General features: G+C 33.0%; 16 protein-coding genes. 3 read left to right on the top strand and 13 right to left on the bottom strand.

Translation table 11 applies throughout. From position 1 onward, the window contains the following. Positions 1-357: 357 nt before the first annotated feature. From D1818_RS10875 to D1818_RS10830, 10 genes are all read right to left on the bottom strand, one after another. Positions 358-606, bottom strand: a complete 249-nt coding sequence (locus D1818_RS10875) for a hypothetical protein (protein WP_118458862.1) — start codon at positions 604-606, stop codon at positions 358-360. Between the two features lie 306 nt (positions 607-912). Then, positions 913-2,352 carry a hypothetical protein gene (locus tag D1818_RS10870; RefSeq protein ID WP_118458860.1) on the bottom strand — a complete coding sequence of 480 codons (1,440 nt, stop codon included), beginning with the start codon at positions 2,350-2,352 and terminating at the stop codon, positions 913-915. 445 nt (positions 2,353-2,797) lie between these two features. Next, a complete protein-coding gene (locus D1818_RS10865; protein WP_118458858.1) occupies positions 2,798-4,639 on the bottom strand; it encodes an arylsulfatase in 1,842 nt (613 codons plus the stop codon). A 16-nt stretch (positions 4,640-4,655) separates the two neighbouring features. Then, entirely contained in the window at positions 4,656-6,182 is a 1,527-nt protein-coding gene (locus D1818_RS10860) for an alpha-L-fucosidase (RefSeq protein WP_118458856.1), read from the bottom strand. A 42-nt stretch (positions 6,183-6,224) separates the two neighbouring features. After that, positions 6,225-6,932 (bottom strand): L-rhamnose mutarotase, encoded by a 708-nt coding sequence (locus D1818_RS10855; RefSeq protein WP_118458854.1) that lies wholly within the window; start codon positions 6,930-6,932, stop codon positions 6,225-6,227. Between the two features lie 7 nt (positions 6,933-6,939). Then, complete coding sequence (fucP, locus tag D1818_RS10850; RefSeq protein WP_118458852.1) at positions 6,940-8,226, bottom strand: L-fucose:H+ symporter permease; 1,287 nt, start codon at positions 8,224-8,226, stop codon at positions 6,940-6,942. A gap of 29 nt (positions 8,227-8,255) precedes the next feature. After that, entirely contained in the window at positions 8,256-9,275 is a 1,020-nt protein-coding gene (locus D1818_RS10845) for a zinc-binding alcohol dehydrogenase family protein (RefSeq protein ID WP_118458850.1), read from the bottom strand. Then, positions 9,272-10,204: an aldo/keto reductase gene (locus D1818_RS10840; RefSeq protein WP_233558641.1), complete on the bottom strand. Its 933-nt coding sequence runs from the start codon at positions 10,202-10,204 to the stop codon at positions 9,272-9,274. Before D1818_RS10840 ends, D1818_RS10845 begins: the two co-directional genes overlap by 4 nt. A gap of 46 nt (positions 10,205-10,250) precedes the next feature. Continuing rightward, a complete protein-coding gene (locus tag D1818_RS10835) occupies positions 10,251-11,012 on the bottom strand; it encodes an SDR family NAD(P)-dependent oxidoreductase (RefSeq protein WP_118458848.1) in 762 nt (253 codons plus the stop codon). A gap of 1 nt (position 11,013) precedes the next feature. Next, the gene (locus D1818_RS10830) at positions 11,014-12,096 is read right to left on the bottom strand and encodes a mandelate racemase/muconate lactonizing enzyme family protein (RefSeq protein WP_118458846.1); all 1,083 of its coding nucleotides are present in this window, start codon (positions 12,094-12,096) and stop codon (positions 11,014-11,016) included. 150 nt (positions 12,097-12,246) lie between these two features. Between D1818_RS10830 and D1818_RS10825 the strand changes: the two genes are divergently transcribed. Then, on the top strand, positions 12,247-13,098 hold the full coding sequence (locus D1818_RS10825) for an AraC family transcriptional regulator (RefSeq protein ID WP_118458844.1): 852 nt from the start codon (positions 12,247-12,249) through the stop codon (positions 13,096-13,098). A gap of 350 nt (positions 13,099-13,448) precedes the next feature. Here the strand turns inward: D1818_RS10825 and D1818_RS10820 are convergent, their stop codons facing one another. Next, the gene (locus D1818_RS10820; protein ID WP_118458842.1) at positions 13,449-15,488 is read right to left on the bottom strand and encodes a six-hairpin glycosidase-like protein; all 2,040 of its coding nucleotides are present in this window, start codon (positions 15,486-15,488) and stop codon (positions 13,449-13,451) included. 110 nt (positions 15,489-15,598) lie between these two features. Here D1818_RS10820 and D1818_RS25910 point away from each other — a divergent pair, with 110 nt between their 5' ends. After that, positions 15,599-15,754: a class I lanthipeptide gene (locus D1818_RS25910; RefSeq protein ID WP_205487265.1), complete on the top strand. Its 156-nt coding sequence runs from the start codon at positions 15,599-15,601 to the stop codon at positions 15,752-15,754. Between the two features lie 122 nt (positions 15,755-15,876). Here D1818_RS25910 and D1818_RS10815 read toward each other — a convergent pair whose 3' ends face one another. Next, positions 15,877-16,566 carry a LytTR family DNA-binding domain-containing protein gene (locus tag D1818_RS10815; protein WP_199726261.1) on the bottom strand — a complete coding sequence of 230 codons (690 nt, stop codon included), beginning with the start codon at positions 16,564-16,566 and terminating at the stop codon, positions 15,877-15,879. After that, positions 16,566-17,579: a sensor histidine kinase gene (locus D1818_RS10810; RefSeq protein WP_233558503.1), complete on the bottom strand. Its 1,014-nt coding sequence runs from the start codon at positions 17,577-17,579 to the stop codon at positions 16,566-16,568. Before D1818_RS10810 ends, D1818_RS10815 begins: the two co-directional genes overlap by 1 nt. Positions 17,580-17,792: 213 nt before the next feature. On the opposite strand from D1818_RS10810, the gene D1818_RS10805 reads away from it, so the two are divergent. After that, complete coding sequence (locus D1818_RS10805; protein WP_118458836.1) at positions 17,793-20,159, top strand: TonB-dependent receptor domain-containing protein; 2,367 nt, start codon at positions 17,793-17,795, stop codon at positions 20,157-20,159. Positions 20,160-20,600 lie beyond the last annotated feature (441 nt).

Below are 20,600 nucleotides of genomic sequence, written 5' to 3'. Positions count from 1 at the left end.
GAAATTTCTTGTCTTTATTTTGTAACTGTTTGACACGTTTCTTATCTCCATTTAATATAGTTTCTGCATTTTATCTAAAAACGTTATCTTCCTTTAATTAAATCTAATGAAGAAGCAATCGTTTTATTGAACTTCAGTTATTATCTAATAGATTTATTAGGCTTTCATTTGTAAACAAACAACCCCATATCCAAATTATTTGGATATGGGGTTGTTAAATTTTTCGTTGCTCTAAATTACAAAAATAAATAACGAATTGATAATCTTATTACTGAGCTTCTTTTTAAGAAAATATTAACTCTTCTACCAAATGGTTTTAATTGTTTTATTTCATTATTTTAAACTTTGTGTAAAACATTACACACATTGACCAACGCCACACTTCCATGCATACGCACAATTCATGCAATAATTATAATTACCGTTATCCGAGCCATGCCAGCAATTATTATGTGAACTAACAACATAACTAGCAGTTATGCCAGCGCAAGTAACTGTTCCACCTCCACCTCCAGAGGCAGTGCCACCACCATTTCCTACGATGTATTTTAATTGTTCTCTTGATAGTATTGTAAACTCATGTAATTCTAGAAATTTAGTTTTCATAATAACATTGTTATAAATAAGACATATTTTTAGTTTATAAATATAGGTAATAACAGCATAAATTTTCCCACCCTCTTAGGGTAGTTTTTGGGTTTTAAAAATTAAAGGGAGAAGTTTTTTATTAACCTTTTACAGAACACACCTTATGTTGTTATTACCTAAAAGAAAGTTGGACGTCATCTTCTTCATTACTAAGAAAGATCTACAAAATATTTATTAATTACCAAAAGTAAATGCATGTAGCTTTATATAAAAAGATTCGAAAACCATCGTTTTATTGAACTTTTATTGTGTTAACATCCCTTTCTATTTCCGAAATAAACTTTTATCTTTTGATTCTAATATTTTGAAATTATAGGTGAACCCGAAAAATTGACCAAAGGAAAATTTTTCATCGATAGGTATTGATTCTGAGGTTGTAAAATCATAATTTCTGGATTCATTAACTTTAAATCCAGAGGCTAGTTCCTTAATTGATCCCATTGATAATCCGTAGTGAAACACCCATCTTTGACTTTTTCCTAAAATTATATTAATCCCTGCTAGACCCTGAAAGCTTTGATTTTCAGAAAAAGATAGCCCCAAACTAATACCTGGTCTTACCCAAGACCCACCTCGAAGAGATAAATTCAACATTGACCCTATGCCATAATCAAAATCACCTAAACTTCTCTCTTTTATAATTTTGTTTCCTGAATCACTTGAAGGATCATCTATTAGCAAATATTGTTTGTCACTCAAATTAGTTATAAAAATACCAGCGCTTACATCAAACTTAAGTCCTCCTCTAATCCATACTTTTGGAGAATAAGAATCATAAGGAGTTGAACTATTAATTTCAAATCTTTGTATTAAAAACTCTACGTAGTCTATATTTTGGCCATTAAGATCGATTGGCAAAGTATAATAATCCGTTTTGACGCTCATCAACTCTATTAGGATAACATTTATTTTTTTTATTTTGTCTTCAATGCTGTCCTTTAATGAATCGATGTTAAATGTTTCAAAACCACTCGATACCACACTATTATAAAATCTATTTGGATTTTCTCTATCTTCTTCTCTACCTCTTAAATAGCTAGTTCGTGGTTCATCACTCAAGTCTGGTCTATTTTCTTCTATATCCTGTTCTTGTCGGTACTCATTTTCTTCATAGAGAGTAGTTTCTGGCTGTTCAATGCCATCAAATTCTAATTGATCATAGATTTGAATAATTCTCGTAAACTCTAACAGTCCACTTTCAAAGCTTTTCTTATAATTTAAAATCTGCTTTTTATATTTTTCTAAGTTCAAATCATCATACAATATCAAAGACGATTTATATGTTTTAATACTTTTTTCTATTTTGTCAAAATCGCGATTTAATCTTTTTAGATTTAGTTCTATTTTTTTTAAATTGTTATTATCAATCAAAGAATCTTTAACAATCGGATCAGTTTTGGATATTCTCTTAAATCGATTTTGCAATGAATCTAATGGATCGTACTGTATAGCCTCATATTGGTTAACTAATTTATAATTGAGCAAATATTTGTACCGAAAAGGATTCCCTCCGGTCAATCGAATTGCAAGTGGTGATTCTGTTGGTACTACCAAGCGTGGTATCTTTTTAGAATTAGAGTTCATAATACTATTCTGAGAAGGCTCTGATAGGTCAAATGTTATTACCGTTGTCTCGATAATTTCTTGGCCAGATAAAAATGAAAAATAGAAAAAAGAAAATGTGTAAAGTAATTTTTTAATCATAATAGTAGTAATTTTAAAACAATGATTGAATTTGTTTTACGTTTTTTAAATAAACATAACTTTTTAAGGTTTTTAGATTTATTCTTTTTCGTATATAATTCTAATAAATCACCCCATACCCGAAGAAATCTTCAGATATGGGGTGATTCATAATTTTTTGTTGCTTTTAAAGTTAATAAAATAAATTTAAAAGACTAATTTTTCCCTTAATTTTTACAGGTTTTTCATAATATGAGTTTTGTAAATCTAATTTCTGGGAAGGGGTACTAATTCGTGCTTATCCAAATAACATATCGGTTCATTTAAGTGTTAAATAGTAAACTTAGGAATTGAACCGATTTATTGAACTTGCTACGTTTTAATATCCGGTTTCTAACCAAAAGTTCACTAAAACCACCCAATTTTTTAACTTAGATTTTATGAATTGAAGATTACTAAAAATTGATTATAGAAGTGTAATATAGACATAATAAGTTCCTGCGATTGTGTTCTTCAACATGTTTAGCATGGTCCCTCTTACATTAATTTTGCCAGGCTTAAGTTTTACATCAAATATAATTTGTTTGTCCTTTTTACGAACTCTTTTAGTCTCAGAATAGTCACCTATTTCCATTTTTATAAATTTAATAGGTAACGATTTTATTTCATCGCCGTAAATCAGCTTTTCAATACCACCAGAGGCACTCCAAGCATCTATTTTTTTATTAAAAGTTGGAATTCCATTGATAGTAGCATTGGCTTCTTTGGGCCATCTCCTAACTTCAAATCGATACGTACCTTCTTGATGTATTTTAATATTCCATTCTCCTATTTCTGAGTTTCCCTTAGCCAATTGTGCGTGGTTCCAGGGAACATTGGGAAGGTACCAATCTGAAGTTGTTAGATAGGTTTCAGTATCATCTGGGTGTCCAACTATAAAAAGTGGTTGCTCTCTATCTCTAGGGGAAACAAGTGACCAATATTTGTTATGCTCCTCACGGATTCTTTTTACGACGCCTGGATGTTCATCTATTATATTATCAGATTGATCAGGATCCTCCGAAATGTTATAAAGCTCCGTATTATCAATTAATCTCCAATCATTGGTCATACCTACTGTCTGTAACCATGGTTCTGATGTAAATGTGCGTTGAGTTTCTACAAACAAAGTTCTTTCTTCTAATGGGATTTCCGGATTATATAAGTGCCTTTTTAAGCTTACACCATCAAAATCAATTTTGGTATCAAGGGTGAGTCCACATAATTCTATTAATGTAGGTAGCACGTCTATATGAGCGGTCAAATTCACAATATTAGTTCCTTGATTAATTTTTCCTTTTGGCCAATGTATAAAGAAGGGAACACGATGACCACCCTCATAAACATCTCCCTTACTGCCTCTCATTCCTGCATTGAATAATTTTACGCCTGCAGTACCACCATTGTCAGTCATAAAAATGATAATCGTATTTTCTGATAATTTGGATTCAGCAAGTACCTCTCTTAACCGACCTATATTTTGATCTATATGTTCTATTCCTTTGAAGAAGTAAGAAACATAATCTGATACTTCTGTGTTGTTATTCATCGCTGGCAATTTCTTTGGTAATGTGTGCGGATGATGAGGTAGATATGTTGGTAAATAGATAAAAAATGGTTTTTCGCTCTGTTTATTTTTGGTTATGAAATCTATCGCTTCATTATAAAAAATATCTGGTGCAAAACCTTCCTTTTTTTCACGCTCACCATTATGCCAATAGTAATCATTGACTCTGTCATTATCAAACCAGTCATCGGTAGTGCCCGTTCCTCCATCACCCTGACCTAACCATTCATCAAATCCTCGATCTATAGGCCTGTATGGATAATTAGAACCTAAATGCCATTTTCCGAATAACGCCGTTCGATATCCCGATGATTTGAATACTTCGGCCATAGTTTTTTCATCGGTGCGAAGATGATTTCCACCACTAACGGTATGCCAAACTCCTACGTGGTGCGAATATTTTCCTGTTAGTAACGCAGCTCGGCTCGGTGCACACGTTGGATCTACGTGAAAATCTGTAAATCGTGCCGATTCTTCATAAAGCTTATCTGTGTTGGGAGTTTTTACATATGTATTACCGTGACAACTTAAATCACCATAACCTTGATCATCAGTGACAATCAAAATAACATTTGGAGGTTTATGGACACTTGAATTTTGAGAATACGATACAGATATTAACCCGAAAAAGAGCAGTAAAAGAATTCCAAATTCTTTGAGTTCATTTAAAGTTTTGGGATTTATATTTATTAATCTTGGCATTGATTGATACTAATTTTTAAATTATTTTAAAAACTAATGTATGCTCTAACCCTGTTGATTTAGGCAGTTCAATAGTAAGAACATCTGAAGTTTGTTCAAAGGTAATATCTCCATCATATCCTAATAATTCAATAGATGTAATATCGATGTTTGAACTGTTTAGGTATTTGATTTTCACTTCGTCTTCAGAAGGAATTAATGCAAACGCATAAAGAGTGTTATCTTTTGTAGTAAATCGAATATCCTCTTTGGTAAAACTTTTATTTTTACTTTCTGAAAGGTGACCTAATTCAGTTTTTGTAGGTCCTTCACCATATACTTCCCAATATTGAGAACCGTAAATGGCTTCTCCATTTATTTCTAACCATTTTCCGATATCCAAAAGTGTTTTTTTCTGATCCTCAGGAATAATTCCATCTTTTCTAGGACCTATATTTAGTAATAAACATCCATTTTTACTTACAATATCTACCAAATCAGCAATTAATTCTCCTGAAGATTTAGGGATCCAATTTTCTGAATAATACCAAGAATTTTTTCCTATTGAAGTGTCTGTTTGCCAGTATTCTTTTCGAATATCATCCAATTTACTTCGTTCTAAATCTAGCATATGTGTGCCTTCTGGATAGGAAGGATATTTGTGATTTTTGGTTTGTAATACTACTTCTTTCCCTCTCTTTAATCCTGAGTTATAATAATATGCCGCTAATTTTTTATGATACGGCGCAAACTCAGGTCTGTCTAGAAAAAAGTCAAACCAAAGAATGTCTGGCTCATAGTTATCTATAATTTCTTTTGTTCGAGGCCACCATATAGTGGCTAACCATTCTTCACTTACAGGGGTGCCTGGCTCATGAAGTGGTGCATAGAGATCAGAATATTCGGGATCTCCGGTATCAAAGTAATCTTGTTGATTATAAAAACTCCAATTATATGCCAGATGAGAACTTGCTCCGCAGACTAAACCTTGTTTTTTTATTTCATCTGTTAATTCCTTAAAAACATCTTTTTTAGGGCCCATATTAACAGCATTGTATTTTGTTATTGAAGATTCATACAATGCATAGCTATCGTGATGTTCCGCAACAGGAACAACATATTGAGCACCAGATTTTTTAAATAAATCAACCCAATCTTTAGCATTAAAATTTTCCATAATCCATAAGGGAATAAGATCTTTATACCCAACATCTTTATGATCTCCAAACTTTTTTTTGTGATACGCAAATGCAGGATGGGGCTTATCATTGATCCTTTCTCCTGTTTGGTGATTAAGGCTTCCTTTATCCAGGTACATCCATTGCGGATACCAATCGGTATGCAACTCAGCTACCGAGTTTGGTCCCCAGTGAATAAAGATCCCAAACTTTCTGTCTTTAATCCATTGCGGAATTTTGTATTGCTCTAAACTTTCCCAATTCTCTTGGTAGGTAATAAGTTCTTTTTTCACTTCTGTAGCATCCTTAACCACTTTACTATCTTTACAAGCAAATAATGATGTAAAAAATAAAAGGAACATTAATTTTTCGGTTACTGCCTTCATATATTTCAATTTTATATTGAATGTGAAATTTTCACAAGCATATTATTTCTTGTTTACATTTACCTTCTTCATGTCTGTCCATTTTTCTTGAATGGCGCTTTCTGGACTTGTTCGTTGAAACTTAGCCACATACTCTTGCCATTCAGATTCTTTTGGAAGATTTTGCCATATTGGAGCTACTTTTTCCAAATCAAAGTCGGGCTTGGTGTCCATGATCAAGATAGCTTGATTGCTATACAAGTATATTTCCATATCCTTAACACCTACCTGTTTCATGTTTTTAGTAATCTGTGGCCATGCTTGCCCAATGCTATGAACTTTTCTATATTCATTTATTAATTCTGGATTTTCTTCTAGCAGTAATGTCCATACAAACCTTTTGCACTTCCCTAATTTTGTTTTTAATTGTCCCTTTTGCGGCTCGTAACTTTTTTTTTGATCAAGTTCGAAAATGCGTTCTAAAGGAGCTACTTCTATAAGTGAGTTATGGTTTATGTCTTTTTGATTTTCGAGAGAATTTAGCATACGTTGAGCCCTTATAAACGCTTTTTTGACATCCGTATGGCTCATTTCTGGTTGGGCATCCACAACAAAAAAAAGTTGATGCTCCTTTTGATATTCTTCTACATTAAGAATTCCAACGGTATTCAGCGTGGCCCTATCTAATTTAGAAAAGGAAGGCATCGTTTCTTTGGAATCCGTTTCCAAAAAAAAGGTAAAACGTCTAAATTGATTCTCTAAATACTCCATAAAAAACTTAAACTGTTTTGTTAGATGTACCTTGGATATTTACTCTATGCCCCCTAATCGCAAAAAACAGGAGGTACACATAACAAATAAGTGGAATGATAAACGAATAACGGATGTTAGAAATATCAGAAATATAACCCATTAATGGTGGAACAATCGCCCCACCAACAATCCCCAAAAGAAATACTGAAGAACCTGTTTTGGTATACCCTCCCAAATCTTTCATACTCAAGCTAAAAATAATTGGGTAAACTATAGAGGTAAATAATCCAACAGAAGACAAGCATGCTAATGATAAATAACCATTGGTACTCATAGAAATTGCTACCATAACAAAGGCTCCAATACTACAAAAAACCAAAACTCTCGCAGGTTTAAATACGTTTAAAATATACACTCCTAATAAGCGACCTATCAACACCAAAGCCATAAAAACAGTAATAAAAATAGCTGAGTTTTGCTCTGTTAGATCAGGGATATTCAACCATTTGGCATAGCGAATAATAAAACTAACAATACCCACTTCAGCACCTACGTAAAAGAATTCTGCGCCTACTCCATAAAGAGTATGCTTGAATTTAAGAATGTCTTTTAATGGTTTTTTTTGTGAAGAATCACCATCATCATCCTTAATTTCAGGTAAGTTGACAAAAACTACTATAATAGCAATTACAGCTAGAATGCCGCCTAATATTAAATAAGGTGCTTTTACCAAATCTGCTTCGCCTGATAAAAAGGTTTGTAATTCTACCTGCGAAAAAGCATCGATAGTAGTTTGTTTGATATCCTCTTCGTGTAGTAAAAGTTGTGCTGCAAGAAAGGGAGCGATTGTTGCACCAACGGATCCTATTGCTGCAGATAAGCTAAGCCTACTTGAAGCCCCATCAGGATCTCCTAATTTTGTAATATATGGAGAAGCGGTTACTTCTAAAATAGCGAAACCAGCCGCCATAATAAATAATGCTGCCAGGAAGAAAGAATAGATTCTGGTTTCGGCCGCAGGGAAAAATAAAAATGCTCCTATTGATGCCACTATTAGACCTGTTATAATACCTATACGATACCCTTTTTTCTGAATATACCATCCTGCCGGAAGCGCCACGATAAAATAGGCGCCAAAAAAAGCAGATTGCACTAATGACGACTGAAAATCAGTTAGTTCACATGCCCGTTTTAAATGAGGAATAAGTACATCGTTAATATTTCTACTCAAATTCCAGAAAAACATCAGTGCCATAATGATGATTAATGGGACTAGATATTTTGAAGATGTTATACTTTTTGATTTGGACATTCTTATATTTTGATTTGTTGTTTACATTTTTACAATTCAATTATTGCTTTAATCAAATCGCCTTTACACGTATATAGTTTTTCAAACTCATCGGGAATATCATCAAACTTTATTCTATGAGTAATAAAGGAGGTTGGGTCTATTTTACCAGCTTCTATTAATCGAATAATGCGACCAAAATCTGAGCTTAAAGCAGCTCTGCTGGCCTTTAGTGTTAATTCTTTTTTATGGAAATAGGGATCATTAAAAACGACATTACCCAAAAATAATCCTATAAAAACAATCGTACCTCCAGCAGCAGCATAGTTAAAGGTATTCAACATAGATTTTTCACTTCCTGTAGCATCCATAACGATGGTCGGTAAATCACCATCTAGTAATTCTGTTAATAATGTTTCCACATCCCCAAGAGCATTAATTGTATCAGAGATCTTAGTTATTTTCTTGCATTTTTCCAGTTTAGCATCATCTAGATCCATGGCAATTACTCTGGCACCTGTTAATTGAGCAAATTGAATGGTTGCTAACCCTATAGGACCGACTCCAATAACTAAAACAATATCTTTATGGGATATGTTAGCTCTATCTACTGCATGACATCCTATTGCTAAGGGTTCTATCATTGCCAATTGGTCTTCTGATAATGTGTTGGATGAATGAAGAAATTTTGCTGGATATTTGAAATATTCCTGCATCCCACCATCTACATGCACGCCCAAAACTCTTAAGTTATCCCCGCAATTGGGTTTGCCATTTCTAACTGCTTGATTTATGCCCTCATTATAATAAGGTTCTACAGCGCATTGATCTCCGACTTTGATCGTTTTAACATCATTGGCGACATCAATTACCTCTACAGCTAATTCATGGCCTAAAATTCTAGGATACTTAAAAAAAGGTTGACTTCCTTTAAATGCGTGTAAATCTGTCCCACAAATCCCTATTTTCTTTACCTTAACTAATGCTTCTCCGGGTGAAAGCGTTTTATCAAATTTTGAAACTTGAAAGGATTCCCATTTTCCTGGTTCATTAAGTCTAATTACTTTCATGTCGTGATTATTTCGGTAATTTCATTAAATATATCCTCTGGCAACTTTCCTAAATTCCAATCCTTGATTGTAGATTGTATTTGTTTTAAATTCCTAGCTCCCATAACTACTCTGTCCGCTTCTGCTATAGAAAACAGATAACGTTGTGCCAATGTAGCTAAGGGCATAGCTGTTTTATCTGCAATTGCCTTAACTTTTATTGCATTATCCAGATCCGTTTGCGTTATCCACTCGCCATCAATGCCTTCTTTTACATATTTTTCAAATCGATTTCCAAGTAAGGAAAAATGTAAGGCTGATGCGGCATAGTATGCAATACCACCTTTTTTATATTGCTGAATTTCTCCATTATAGGCACTAAGATTACAGGCATCCATTCTTAAAAAACCAGATACAACGTCAAAATTATCATTGGTTATAAATGGTTTAAATTCTTCTGAAGGATTTCCTCCAACACCTATTTTTCTTGCTAAACCTTCTGATTTAAAGCTTTTAAGTGTATCCAAAATTTGTTCAATTTTATCTAAAGGAACGAATTGAGGCTCGTGTAGAAATAGTAGATCAATGTGTTCTAAACCTAAAGTTTCTAGACTATTGGATAGACTTCGCTTCATCGATTCTGGCGAATAGTCGAGTTTAACATCGAATGCATCATCACCGCGCAAGCGACCTACTTTGGTACTAACAAATGGTTTTTCTCCTTTCCATTGTCGCAATGCTTTACCTACGTATAATTCTGAATTAGCATAAGAAGGTGCGGTGTCTAAAACAGAGATCCCATTTTCTAACGCAAATAATAACGCATTTACAGATTCTGATGCTTCTACAGGTCCCCAAACACCACCAAGTGCCGAAGTGCCATATACTAAGCGACTTTGATTATTAAAAGCTATACTTTTAGAATAGTCTCCTATATATGTTGGTTTCATAATTTTATTTTCCATAGAAATTAAATAGCATATTCCATCATATGGGTTAAAAATTTACGGCGGCCCCACCATCAACAGGTAACACGACTCCCGTGATATATTTTGCAGCTTCCGAACTTAAAAAGACAGCAGCATTTCCTATATCACTAGTTTGCCCAAAATGATCCATTGCAATTCTATTAGTGATTTGCTCTTTCCTTTTTGGGTCATTGTTTATTGCATTCAAAAACATATTGGATTCTATCCAGCCTGGCGCTATAGCATTTACACGCACATTGTCTTTTGAATATTCCGTAACCAATGCATTTACTAATCCTGTTAATGCCGTCTTAGAAGTGCCGTAAGCGATTACTTTATCTATTCCGAATAAACCGGCCATAGAACCTATCATTATAATTGAACCCTTTTTTCTGGGTAACATATACTTTGCGCATTCGCGCGTTAATGTAAAAACACTCATTACGTTGGTTTGCAGAATTCTTTCAAAATCTTCATCAGTAGTATCTTGAGCCATTGCTTTATGATGAATACCCGCGTTATTCACCAATATTTCAATAGGGCCAATAGTGGTTTCAATGTCACTCACTAAACTCGGGATTTCCTTTTTATTCGTAATATCATTTACGCGATACGATGCATTTTCACCTAATTCTTTTACAGCTTCCTCCAATACTTGTTCTCTACGGCCTGTAATAATTACTTTTGCTCCAACTTCTATAAACGCCTTTGCAATACCAAGACCTATACCCGTGCCTCCACCAGTAATCAGTGCAATTTTATTCTCTAATGAAAAATCTAATAGTGCCATATTATTTTATTTCAGTTAAGTGATCATCTATAAAGGTAAATCCCCATCCAGGTATATCATGAGGTTTTGCATAACCGTCATCTATTTTCATTGGATTATCAATTAATGGGTCTACCCAATCAAAAGATTCAGCTCCAACACCATTGGGTATGGTACAAAGTAATGGTACATCATAATCTTTGTAATAGTGTGGTAAAACAGGTAAATGAAAACTATTTGCCAAAGCAGCACTTTCTCTCCAAGCTTCAACACCACCAATTCTTAAAATATCTGGTTGCCAAATATCTAATGCATTTCTAGTTACCAATTCGCGAAGGGGGAGTGTATCAAATTCTCTTTCTCCCATGGCCAAAGAAATACCTGTTTGATTCTTTAGACTTTGGTACGCTTGAAAATCTTGATGATGCACAGGTTCTTCAAACCAATTAATGTTTAAGTCTTTTGCACCATTTGATAATTTAACCGCAGAAGTTAAATCCATGCCTTGATTAGCATCCATCATAATATCAATTTCATTTCCTACGGCTTCTCTTACTTTTCTTAAACGCTCTAGATCTGTGCTTACTTTTGGCGACCCAACTTTTATTTTTACTGCTTTAAATCCTCTTTCTGCATAATTGGTAACTTCTTCAATGAGTTCGTCTATGGTGTAGGAGATCCATCCACCACTACCATAAATACTCACCTTCTCTTTAGTGACACCTAATAATTTATAAACAGGCTGATTTTGTACTTTTCCCCAAGCATCCCACATAGCAATGTTTATTGCAGATTGTGCCCACCTCAATAAACCTTGATTTCCAAAATATTCAAACAAACCTTCAAGCTTTTTGTATACTAAAGCTGTTTCATAAACTTTATATCCTTTAACTATTGGAATTAAATCTTTTAATGCCCCTATTATTGCATTTGGTGAATATTGAAACGATAGTAAGTAAGACTCTCCAACTATTCCATTTTCTAGTTTAATTCTCAAAACAATAAAAGAAATTTCTGTGAGTGTATGGGTAGCATCAGAAATTGGTTTTTTTAATGGAGTAGAAGCTTTGTAAATTTTTAAGTCTTTTATTTCTAATTCCTTCATTTTAATATTGCCTATTTAGTACCACAAATATCTTTAAATTGATTTTTGCATTACTATATAATATTACACTTATTGTACACTATATTGATTTTTAAAAGTTTTATTACTGCTTTTACATCAATATTTTACATTTTTAACTACTTTTATTCTATGAAGGCTCAGCTAAAACAGGTTACTACATCTCCCAATAATTCTTTTAAAGTTAAAAGATTTGAAGAAAAAGAATTTAAGGCAGAATGGCATTTTCATCCACAATACGAACTAACCTATATAATACAAAGTACAGGAATTCGATATGTAGGAGACTCCATGCAATCATTTGAGAGAGGAGATCTGGTTTTAGTAGGCAAAAATGTACCACATTCTTGGAAAACTATTGATGCGAAAAACGAACAAGTTAAATGCGTTGTTATTCAATGGGATGAAGACTTATTTAAATATTGGATTGATAAACCTGAGTTTATTAGTATCAAAAATATGCTTCTAAAATCTAGCTATGGTATTTCTTTTGATTTAGAAACAGCCCTTTCTTTAGAAAAATCATTTAGTTCTATTTTTAACCAAAATCCATTTGATCGATTCTTAAACTTATTAAATATATTAAACATTTTGGCTACTAAAGCTTCTATGAAACTATTAGCAGGACCTAGTTTCGGTAAAGATCTTTCTTTAAAAGAGAGTCATAGAGTAAATGTGATTAACAATTATATTAAAGATAATTATCAAAATGAACCTTCTCTAACTGAATTGTCGAATATGTTATCGTTAAGTAAAGAAGCCTTTTGTAGATTTTTTAAGAAAACCTTTGATAAAACGTATTCAAATTACGTAAACGAATATAAAATTACGATAGCTAGTAAAATGCTAATAGAAACCGATTTGTCAGTTTCAGAAGTAGGTTATGAATCTGGATTTAATAACTTATCATTTTTTCACAGGAAATTTAACAAGTATAAACAAATGTCCCCTAATACCTATAGGCAAATCTATCAAAGGATTTGAATAATTTTTAGGATTAAAATGTTTATACAATCCTGTTTTATCTGCTCTAGTGGAGTTATGAATAGGTTATGTTTTGCATAAACTCAGCTTAATAAAAAACAATAAATTCTTCTTTTTCACCCAATTTTAGTATTGTTTTTATAATTTTAGTTTCAGTATGTACCATAACCATACTCAATATATAACTCAGGTAGGATATCATTTAGAATTAATTGTGAGTGTAATGTATTTGCGAATTTTTTTATTCCATTTGTATTTATTAAACTAGGTGCTTAAAAAAATCTTTTATAGATAGACTGGCAATCATAATTTAATACAAAATTAATTAAGTACGATCGATCTCCTTAAAGTTAATCTAGTAGTATAGAAATGGGTTTATCTAAAGTAACTTTTTTGTCAAAATATGTTTTTTTCGAATTAGCATCTATAATTCGGATGTGTGTTTTTATACCGACACGTTTAACCTCGATATCAATATCTTTCCCATAAAGACGTACATGACGTAGTGCCATTTCATTCCAATTTTGGGGTAGCCTTGGTTGAATATTAAAGCTATTAAAACTAGTAGGGGTGATCGCAAATAAACCTTCAGTAAATATGCGACAGTATAATCCACTCTCAGCGGATAAATGCGCCATATCTCCTTCCGGAAATGCTTCTACTACATAAGGAACACGTTCGCCTAGCAAACGTTTTTTCGAAAATTGTACTAAATGTTTAAGGGATTTATCGGTGGCACCAGCTCTAAAAGTACCTCGTAAAGCGTATAAGGTACCTCTATCCCAGAAAATTTGAGAAATATCATAATTAGAACTGTTTTTTTCTACGTGCACTCCGTTTTCTGTCCATAATCTTTCAAGTAAAGCTTCTATGGTAGCATCTTTCCGTTTATTGATATCTACTACTAAGGGTAGAGCAATCCAATGTCTCAAATATGTATGTTCTTTGTAATATTTATATGTGTCTAGTCCTTCTGTTCGGGCTCCAAAATAACTTTCAATAGACATTTTTAGTTTTTCCTGACGAGTCTTATAAGTGTTGATTTCTTTAGTTGAAATGTTAAGTTCTTTTCCAAGATATATAGCATTTGTTAGGGCTCCATAATATAAAGAGGAAGTTGATAGATTCGCTTTTCCGGTTTCAATTCGGCCTTCCATTTCATCTGATTCTGATATAACGACACCTTCATCGTTAAGCTTAAGGTGGTTATAATCAAGGCACCATTTAACTAGAGGCCAAATCTCTTTAGCTTCTTTTAGGTTTCCTCTGGCAAGTAAATATTGACTTGCTCCATAAGCTATCATCGCGGCATCTCCACGATCTAATGGAGAAGGAGGAGAAAGGGTTTCGACCTCAAAAGCGTATTGGATAGGTTTAAAATCTGGAGATTTTACTTTATTAAATGCTTTATAACAATTATAGGCACTTTCATTACCTAATTCATAATTCAAATATGGAAATAAAGGACTAACATATTCAGCCTGATCATTAGCCCATATTCCAACATAGTAGCGTCCTCCACCAGGAGAATGAATAGGTCCCAATTTAGAATCAAAGATACTTTCTGAGGCTCTAATTTTAGAAAATTCGAATAACTGATTAAGGATAGGATTAGGAGTTTCTAGAATAAGATTAGACTTCATCTTCTGTAAGAATGTATTTCTTTGATCAGATAAAAGTTTAGGAGTTACACTTCCAGAAATATTGGTGTTCTCTTTAGTACAGGAAATGCGTACATAAAAAACAACAGATTTTTTCGCAGGTAGTATTACACTTTTGCCATCATATGTTACAGGTCCTTCCATGATTATTTGATATTCCCCATCGGATCCTCTGGACTTATGGATATACCTCTGCGAGGAAGGTGTAATTGATATTGTTTTGTTAGTAGTATTAATAAATTCTAAAGCTTCTAAAAAAGCTGGTGTTGACGGAGAAGGGAATAACTTTCTATGAAGTACAATTCCCTGTTGATTAGGTTCATGTTCAAAATTTATAAAGCCATTAATATTTATTTTTTTAATTTTTCCCGGAGAAAATTGTTTGTTTTCTACATAAAATTTTGGAAGTATATCATCACTATATTTTTTTTTCAAATAGGATCGATATATAAACCAATCAGGATCACTATCCTTAATATATGGATGAATCTGAGGAAAAATAATCTCTCTTTCTATATAAAGTTGTTGGTTTTTATCTACTGTATAAGAAACTATTCCGGATACTTTTCGACCAGACATTTCTATATTATCTGTATGAGGGAGTTTAGATCCGCTAATTGTCCAGGTAGTACCATTGTTCTCTGTTAGTTGCCATCGAGTATCCTGGCTCTGACTAATTATAATATTAGAAATAAAAAAAATAAGTATACTAAGAAAAGTATGTAGCATAAAACTAATTTTTAGAGATGAAATAGGTATATCGTTGTAATTTTTGGTAAAATAGGTGTTAAATTTATTTTTTTGTAATTTATCCTATTAATCATTTTATTTCTATAAATATGAAAAAACATAGTTTAACTTCGAAGATTAAGTTAGATAAAATTAAAATTGCAACTTTAAATTGTCAAAATTTGCATAACATTAAAGGTGGTGATCTTTACATACATGCTACCCTTCGCTGCCCTCAAAGATCCGAACGTTCAAATTGTTGTTGATACTTGCTTTTATGATTTTACTGAGTAATTTATTGTAAAAAAACCTGTGAAACTATACAAATAGTCTAGAGAGTAAATATTTTTGATTGTTTTTTTACTTTTATCAATATACCAATCTCTTCTTACAAGAATTTTTTCATGAAATCACTCTTATAAGCTCTGCCTAAAGGGATTGCTTTCTGATGTATTAAATAAATTTGATTAGCAGACACTCTCTCAATCTTTGAAGTGTTAATAATATACGATTTGTGTACTCTCACAAATTTTTTCGAAGGCAAAATTTTCTCCCAATAACGAAGTCTTTCAGATGATACGTGTTTTTTGTTTTGTAAGTGAATTTCTGTATAATCTGCATCAGATACGATATAGGTGATATCATCAATAAGAATGCGAACTAAGTCATAGCCTACTTTCATATATACTTCATTCATTTCTGTAGTCTCTGCACTCGGAATTAAATTTTGTTGTTTGGTCTCGACCTTCGAAATTGCTTTAATGAACCGCTGAAATGAAAATGGCTTCAATAAATAGTCTACCACATCAAATTCATAACTTTCTAAAGCATACTCAGAGAAAGCTGTGGTAAGTATAATTTGGGGTGGATTGGATAGTGTTTTTAAAAAGTCAATACCTGATATCTTGGGTAAATGAATATCCAAAAAAATCACATCTACTTTAGTCAATTTCATCATTTCCATAGCTTCCAGAGCATCAGTAAAAGTTCCTATGAGTGTTAGCGAACCTGTATCTTCAATGTATTTTTTTAAAATACGTTGCGCTGGTAGTTGATCTTCTATGATGATACACTTCATTATTCCTGAGACTTTTTTAGATCGATAGTTAATTCCACTTCATAGGTTTCTTCATTAGCCTCAATTTGTAATGTATGTGCCTTTGGATATATAATCGCAAGCCGTTTTTTTACATTTTCCAAGCCAATTCCGCTATCTAAATTGTTTGTATTGGTTTGTGTTTTATAAGTGTTCGAACATTTAAAATAAAGCAATCCGTCTTCGGTAATCTTGATATCCACAACAATGATTATACCCCCTGTTTGACTAGAACTCCCGTGTTTCAATGCGTTCTCAAGAAAAGCAATCAAAATAAGTGGAGCGATCCGAAAATTTGATTGGATGATACTTTTTGAGAAAGAAACTGTGCCACGCCCTTCTATTTGCAAACGTCCAAGATTGATAAAGTTCTCTAATTGTTCCACCTCTTTGGAAAGCGAAACGTATTTTGCCTTGCACTCATAGAGCATATATCGTAGCACTCCGGATAACTCTAAGATAACCTCTGGCGTGCGTGGGGATTTTTCGATGGCATATGAATACAGGTTGTTCATATTATTGAATAAGAAGTGAGGATTAATTTGCGACTTCAGGAATTGGAGTTCGCTTTCCTTTACAGAATCTTTTAATTCTTTGACCTCTTTTTGTTTGATAAGTGCGTCCCAACCAAATTTGAATCCCGCTAGGACCGATAAAGTTGGCAAAGTGCTCATAAGATTATATGCTACGCCCAGAAACCTAGCACCACGCGTATCTGGGAAGTAGATTTTTTCTAATATAACTTCTTCCACAAAAATTACCCATACTACTACCAATGCAACATAGAATGCAAACTTAAGATATACTCCGGGATATAGAAATTTTGGCAGAAGTACATAATTGACCACAAGACCGGCAATTACAAAATTCAAAAAGAATACATATTGATAAGGTTTTATTTCAGGATTACGACGGTCAAATGAATAAAAAGTAAATACCACAATATGCAATATCACCTGAAACCAAACCTCTTTATTTAAGAATATTTTTTTCACAATATCGAAAGCTGTATAACAAATATAGTTTTTGCTTCTTCAACTATAAGATTTAAAAGGTAATCCTCTTAATAATTACTATAAACGGCAGATCTATCGAGGTCAATTACAATAATGTCGTTTATGGGATTACAATAGTAGTTTACCCAAATGAATTTTTATAAATCTTTTCTTCTCCTTTTCTTTGAGTAATCAAATTATAATTAAAATATAATGAACATACGGTTTCTTTTAATCCTATTCTTTTTTACGGTTGGCATCTGTGCTCAAAATAAGGAAATACTAGTTTCTGGATCATTAGTGGAAGCCGAAACAGGTCAACCTATTCCTTATGCCACAGTTGTTTTGAATGATACAGGTTCTAAAGCTACAATTGCTGGGGCTATCACCAATGATGACGGTTTATTCGAGATAAAAACTACAAAAAAATATTTTTATGTAGAAATAAGTTTTATAGGGTTTAAAACCATTCAGCTTAGAGATTTTAAAATAAAAGATAATGAAGTTTATTTAGATAAGATTAAGCTTTATCAAGACAGCCAAACACTGGATGAGGTTGTTGTGAGAGGAGAAGTTTCTAAAACAGAGTTTAAATTAGATAAACGTGTTTTTAATGTCGGAAAAGACCTGAGTACTGCTGGAGCTAGTGCCTTAGAGGTGCTTAACAATGTACCATCAGTTAATGTGAATATAGAAGGTGAGATAAGTTTGCGAGGAGCTGGAGGAGTCCAAATCTTGATTAATGGAAAACCCTCTGTATTAGCCGATGAATCAAGTAATGCTTTGGGAACTATCACCGCAGATATGATTCAAAGTATCGAGGTAATCACTAATCCTTCTGCCAAATATGAAGCCTCAGGTACTTCAGGGATTTTGAATATTATCTTAAAAAAAGAAGAGAAAAAAGGCTGGAACGGTTCTGTTTCGCTTAATACTGGTATACCTGACAATCATAGTATAGGAGCTAGTCTTAATCGAAGAACTGAAAAATTTAATCTGTTTACGCAAATGGGTGCAGGTTATCGTTCGCTGCCTAGAGATAATGAGGCGATCAACCGAAACCTTGAAAATGGGGAAGTAATTTTTAGTGACGGAGAAAACTTTAGAAATGAGACTTTTTTCAACCTTACCTTGGGTACAGACTACCATTTGAATAAATACAACGTTTTTACGCTTTCAGGAAACTTCGCCTACGAAATCGAGGACCAACCTTCTGAAACTAACTTTCGTTTTTTTGATGTAAGTAACTCTTTGGTGTCTAGGTGGTTGAGAGACGAAATAACCGAAGCTACCAATCCCAAATGGCAGTACGAATTTAATTGGAAAAAACAATTTAAAAATAATAAAGACCATACATTCCAACTAAGTGCTTTAGGAAGTTTCTTCGGAAAAGATCAGTCTTCCTTATTTACAGACACTACTTTAGAAGGAGAAGATGTAGATAATAATCAACGGACTGCTACTAATTTTCAGCAAGCAGATTTTACCTTCAAAGCAGATTACACCAATCCATTAACTAAAGAATATACCATAGAGACCGGAGCACAATATGTTATAAACGATGTAGGAAATGATTTTGAGGTAGAGGATCTTATCGATGGAGAATTTGTAATCAATGAAAATCTGACCAATGACTTTGAGTGGAATCAAAAGGTATTGGGGATTTATGGAACTTTAGCATATGAAAATAAAATTTGGGGAATCAAGGCAGGCCTGCGTATAGAAAATACTGATTTAGAAACGTTATTAGCAAATACTAACGAAGGTAACTCCCGAAATTTCACCAATTTTTTTCCTAGTTTTCATACTTCTTATACGTTTAGCGAGAAGTTTTCGCTTCAAGCTGGCTACTCAAAACGTATATTCAGACCTAGACTTTGGGATTTGAATCCTTTTTTTAACATTCGAAATAACTTCAATATCCGCACTGGAAATCCCGAATTACAACCGGAGTTTACCAATTCCTATGAATTAACGAGTATTTATAAAATAGGAAGGGCAAGTATGAGTTCCAGTTTATACCATCGCTATACGACAGATGTAGTAGAACGAGTATCGACTTTTGTAGATAATGTGAATTTTACTACCCCCGAAAATATTGGTACAAATTCTTCTATAGGTTTTGAAACAAATGGGAAGTATAATCCTGTAAAATGGTTGACTTTTACTGGAGATTTTAATTTTAATTATTTTGACCGAAAAGGAACTTTCGAAGGTCAGGTTTTTGACTTTACAGGAAATCAATGGTCCACTCGTTTAGGTTCGAAAATTAGTTTGCCAGCTGATATTGATTTAGAATTCAATGGTAGCTACCGCTCTGGATTTGAAACAGTACAAGGGGAGCAAAGTGGTTTTGCCTTTCTCGATATAGGTATGCGTAAAAAAATCCTAAAGGGAAAAATAGTAGCGAATCTAGGAATCCGCGATGTTTTTGCTTCCAGAATTCAAGAACGTTTTGTGAACCAACCCACTTTTGAAACGTACAATTTTGGACAGCGCGGACGCTTTTTTACTTTTGGACTAAGTTATGCTTTTGGCAAAGGAGAGGCAATGACTTATTCGGGTGGGAGAAGAAGGTAAATGTAGTGTCTAAAATTTAGACAATTAATTATTTATCAGTTATTCAACTATGCTCACTTCTGAGCTTTAAACTATTGAAAGATCTAACACGTATTTTATCTTGCTTGTTAATTATTATAAACGCTATTGATGGAATAAAAAAGCATACTCCAAAAATAAAAACCAAGCCACTACTATCTGATAATTGTAATGTTCTGTAGGTTAGGTATATTGTTAAAGAAATACCTGTTAAAAAAAGAAGTACTGCAATTTTTTTAGCAAGTTTTGACCTTTTCGTATAAAACTTATCTACAAATATATTATCTAAATTGCCACATTTTTTACATTCAATCATTTTGAATTCACCTTCTTTCATTACAAATTGTACTCTAGTGGAGCAATTTGTTTTATATTTATTCTCGTATTGACAAATGCTACATTCCGTATAAATATTCATCAGTT

This window comes from Aquimarina sp. BL5 (assembly GCF_003443675.1).
Lineage (GTDB): Bacteria > Bacteroidota > Bacteroidia > Flavobacteriales > Flavobacteriaceae > Aquimarina.
This window is presented reverse-complemented; position numbering and strand designations above follow the sequence as displayed.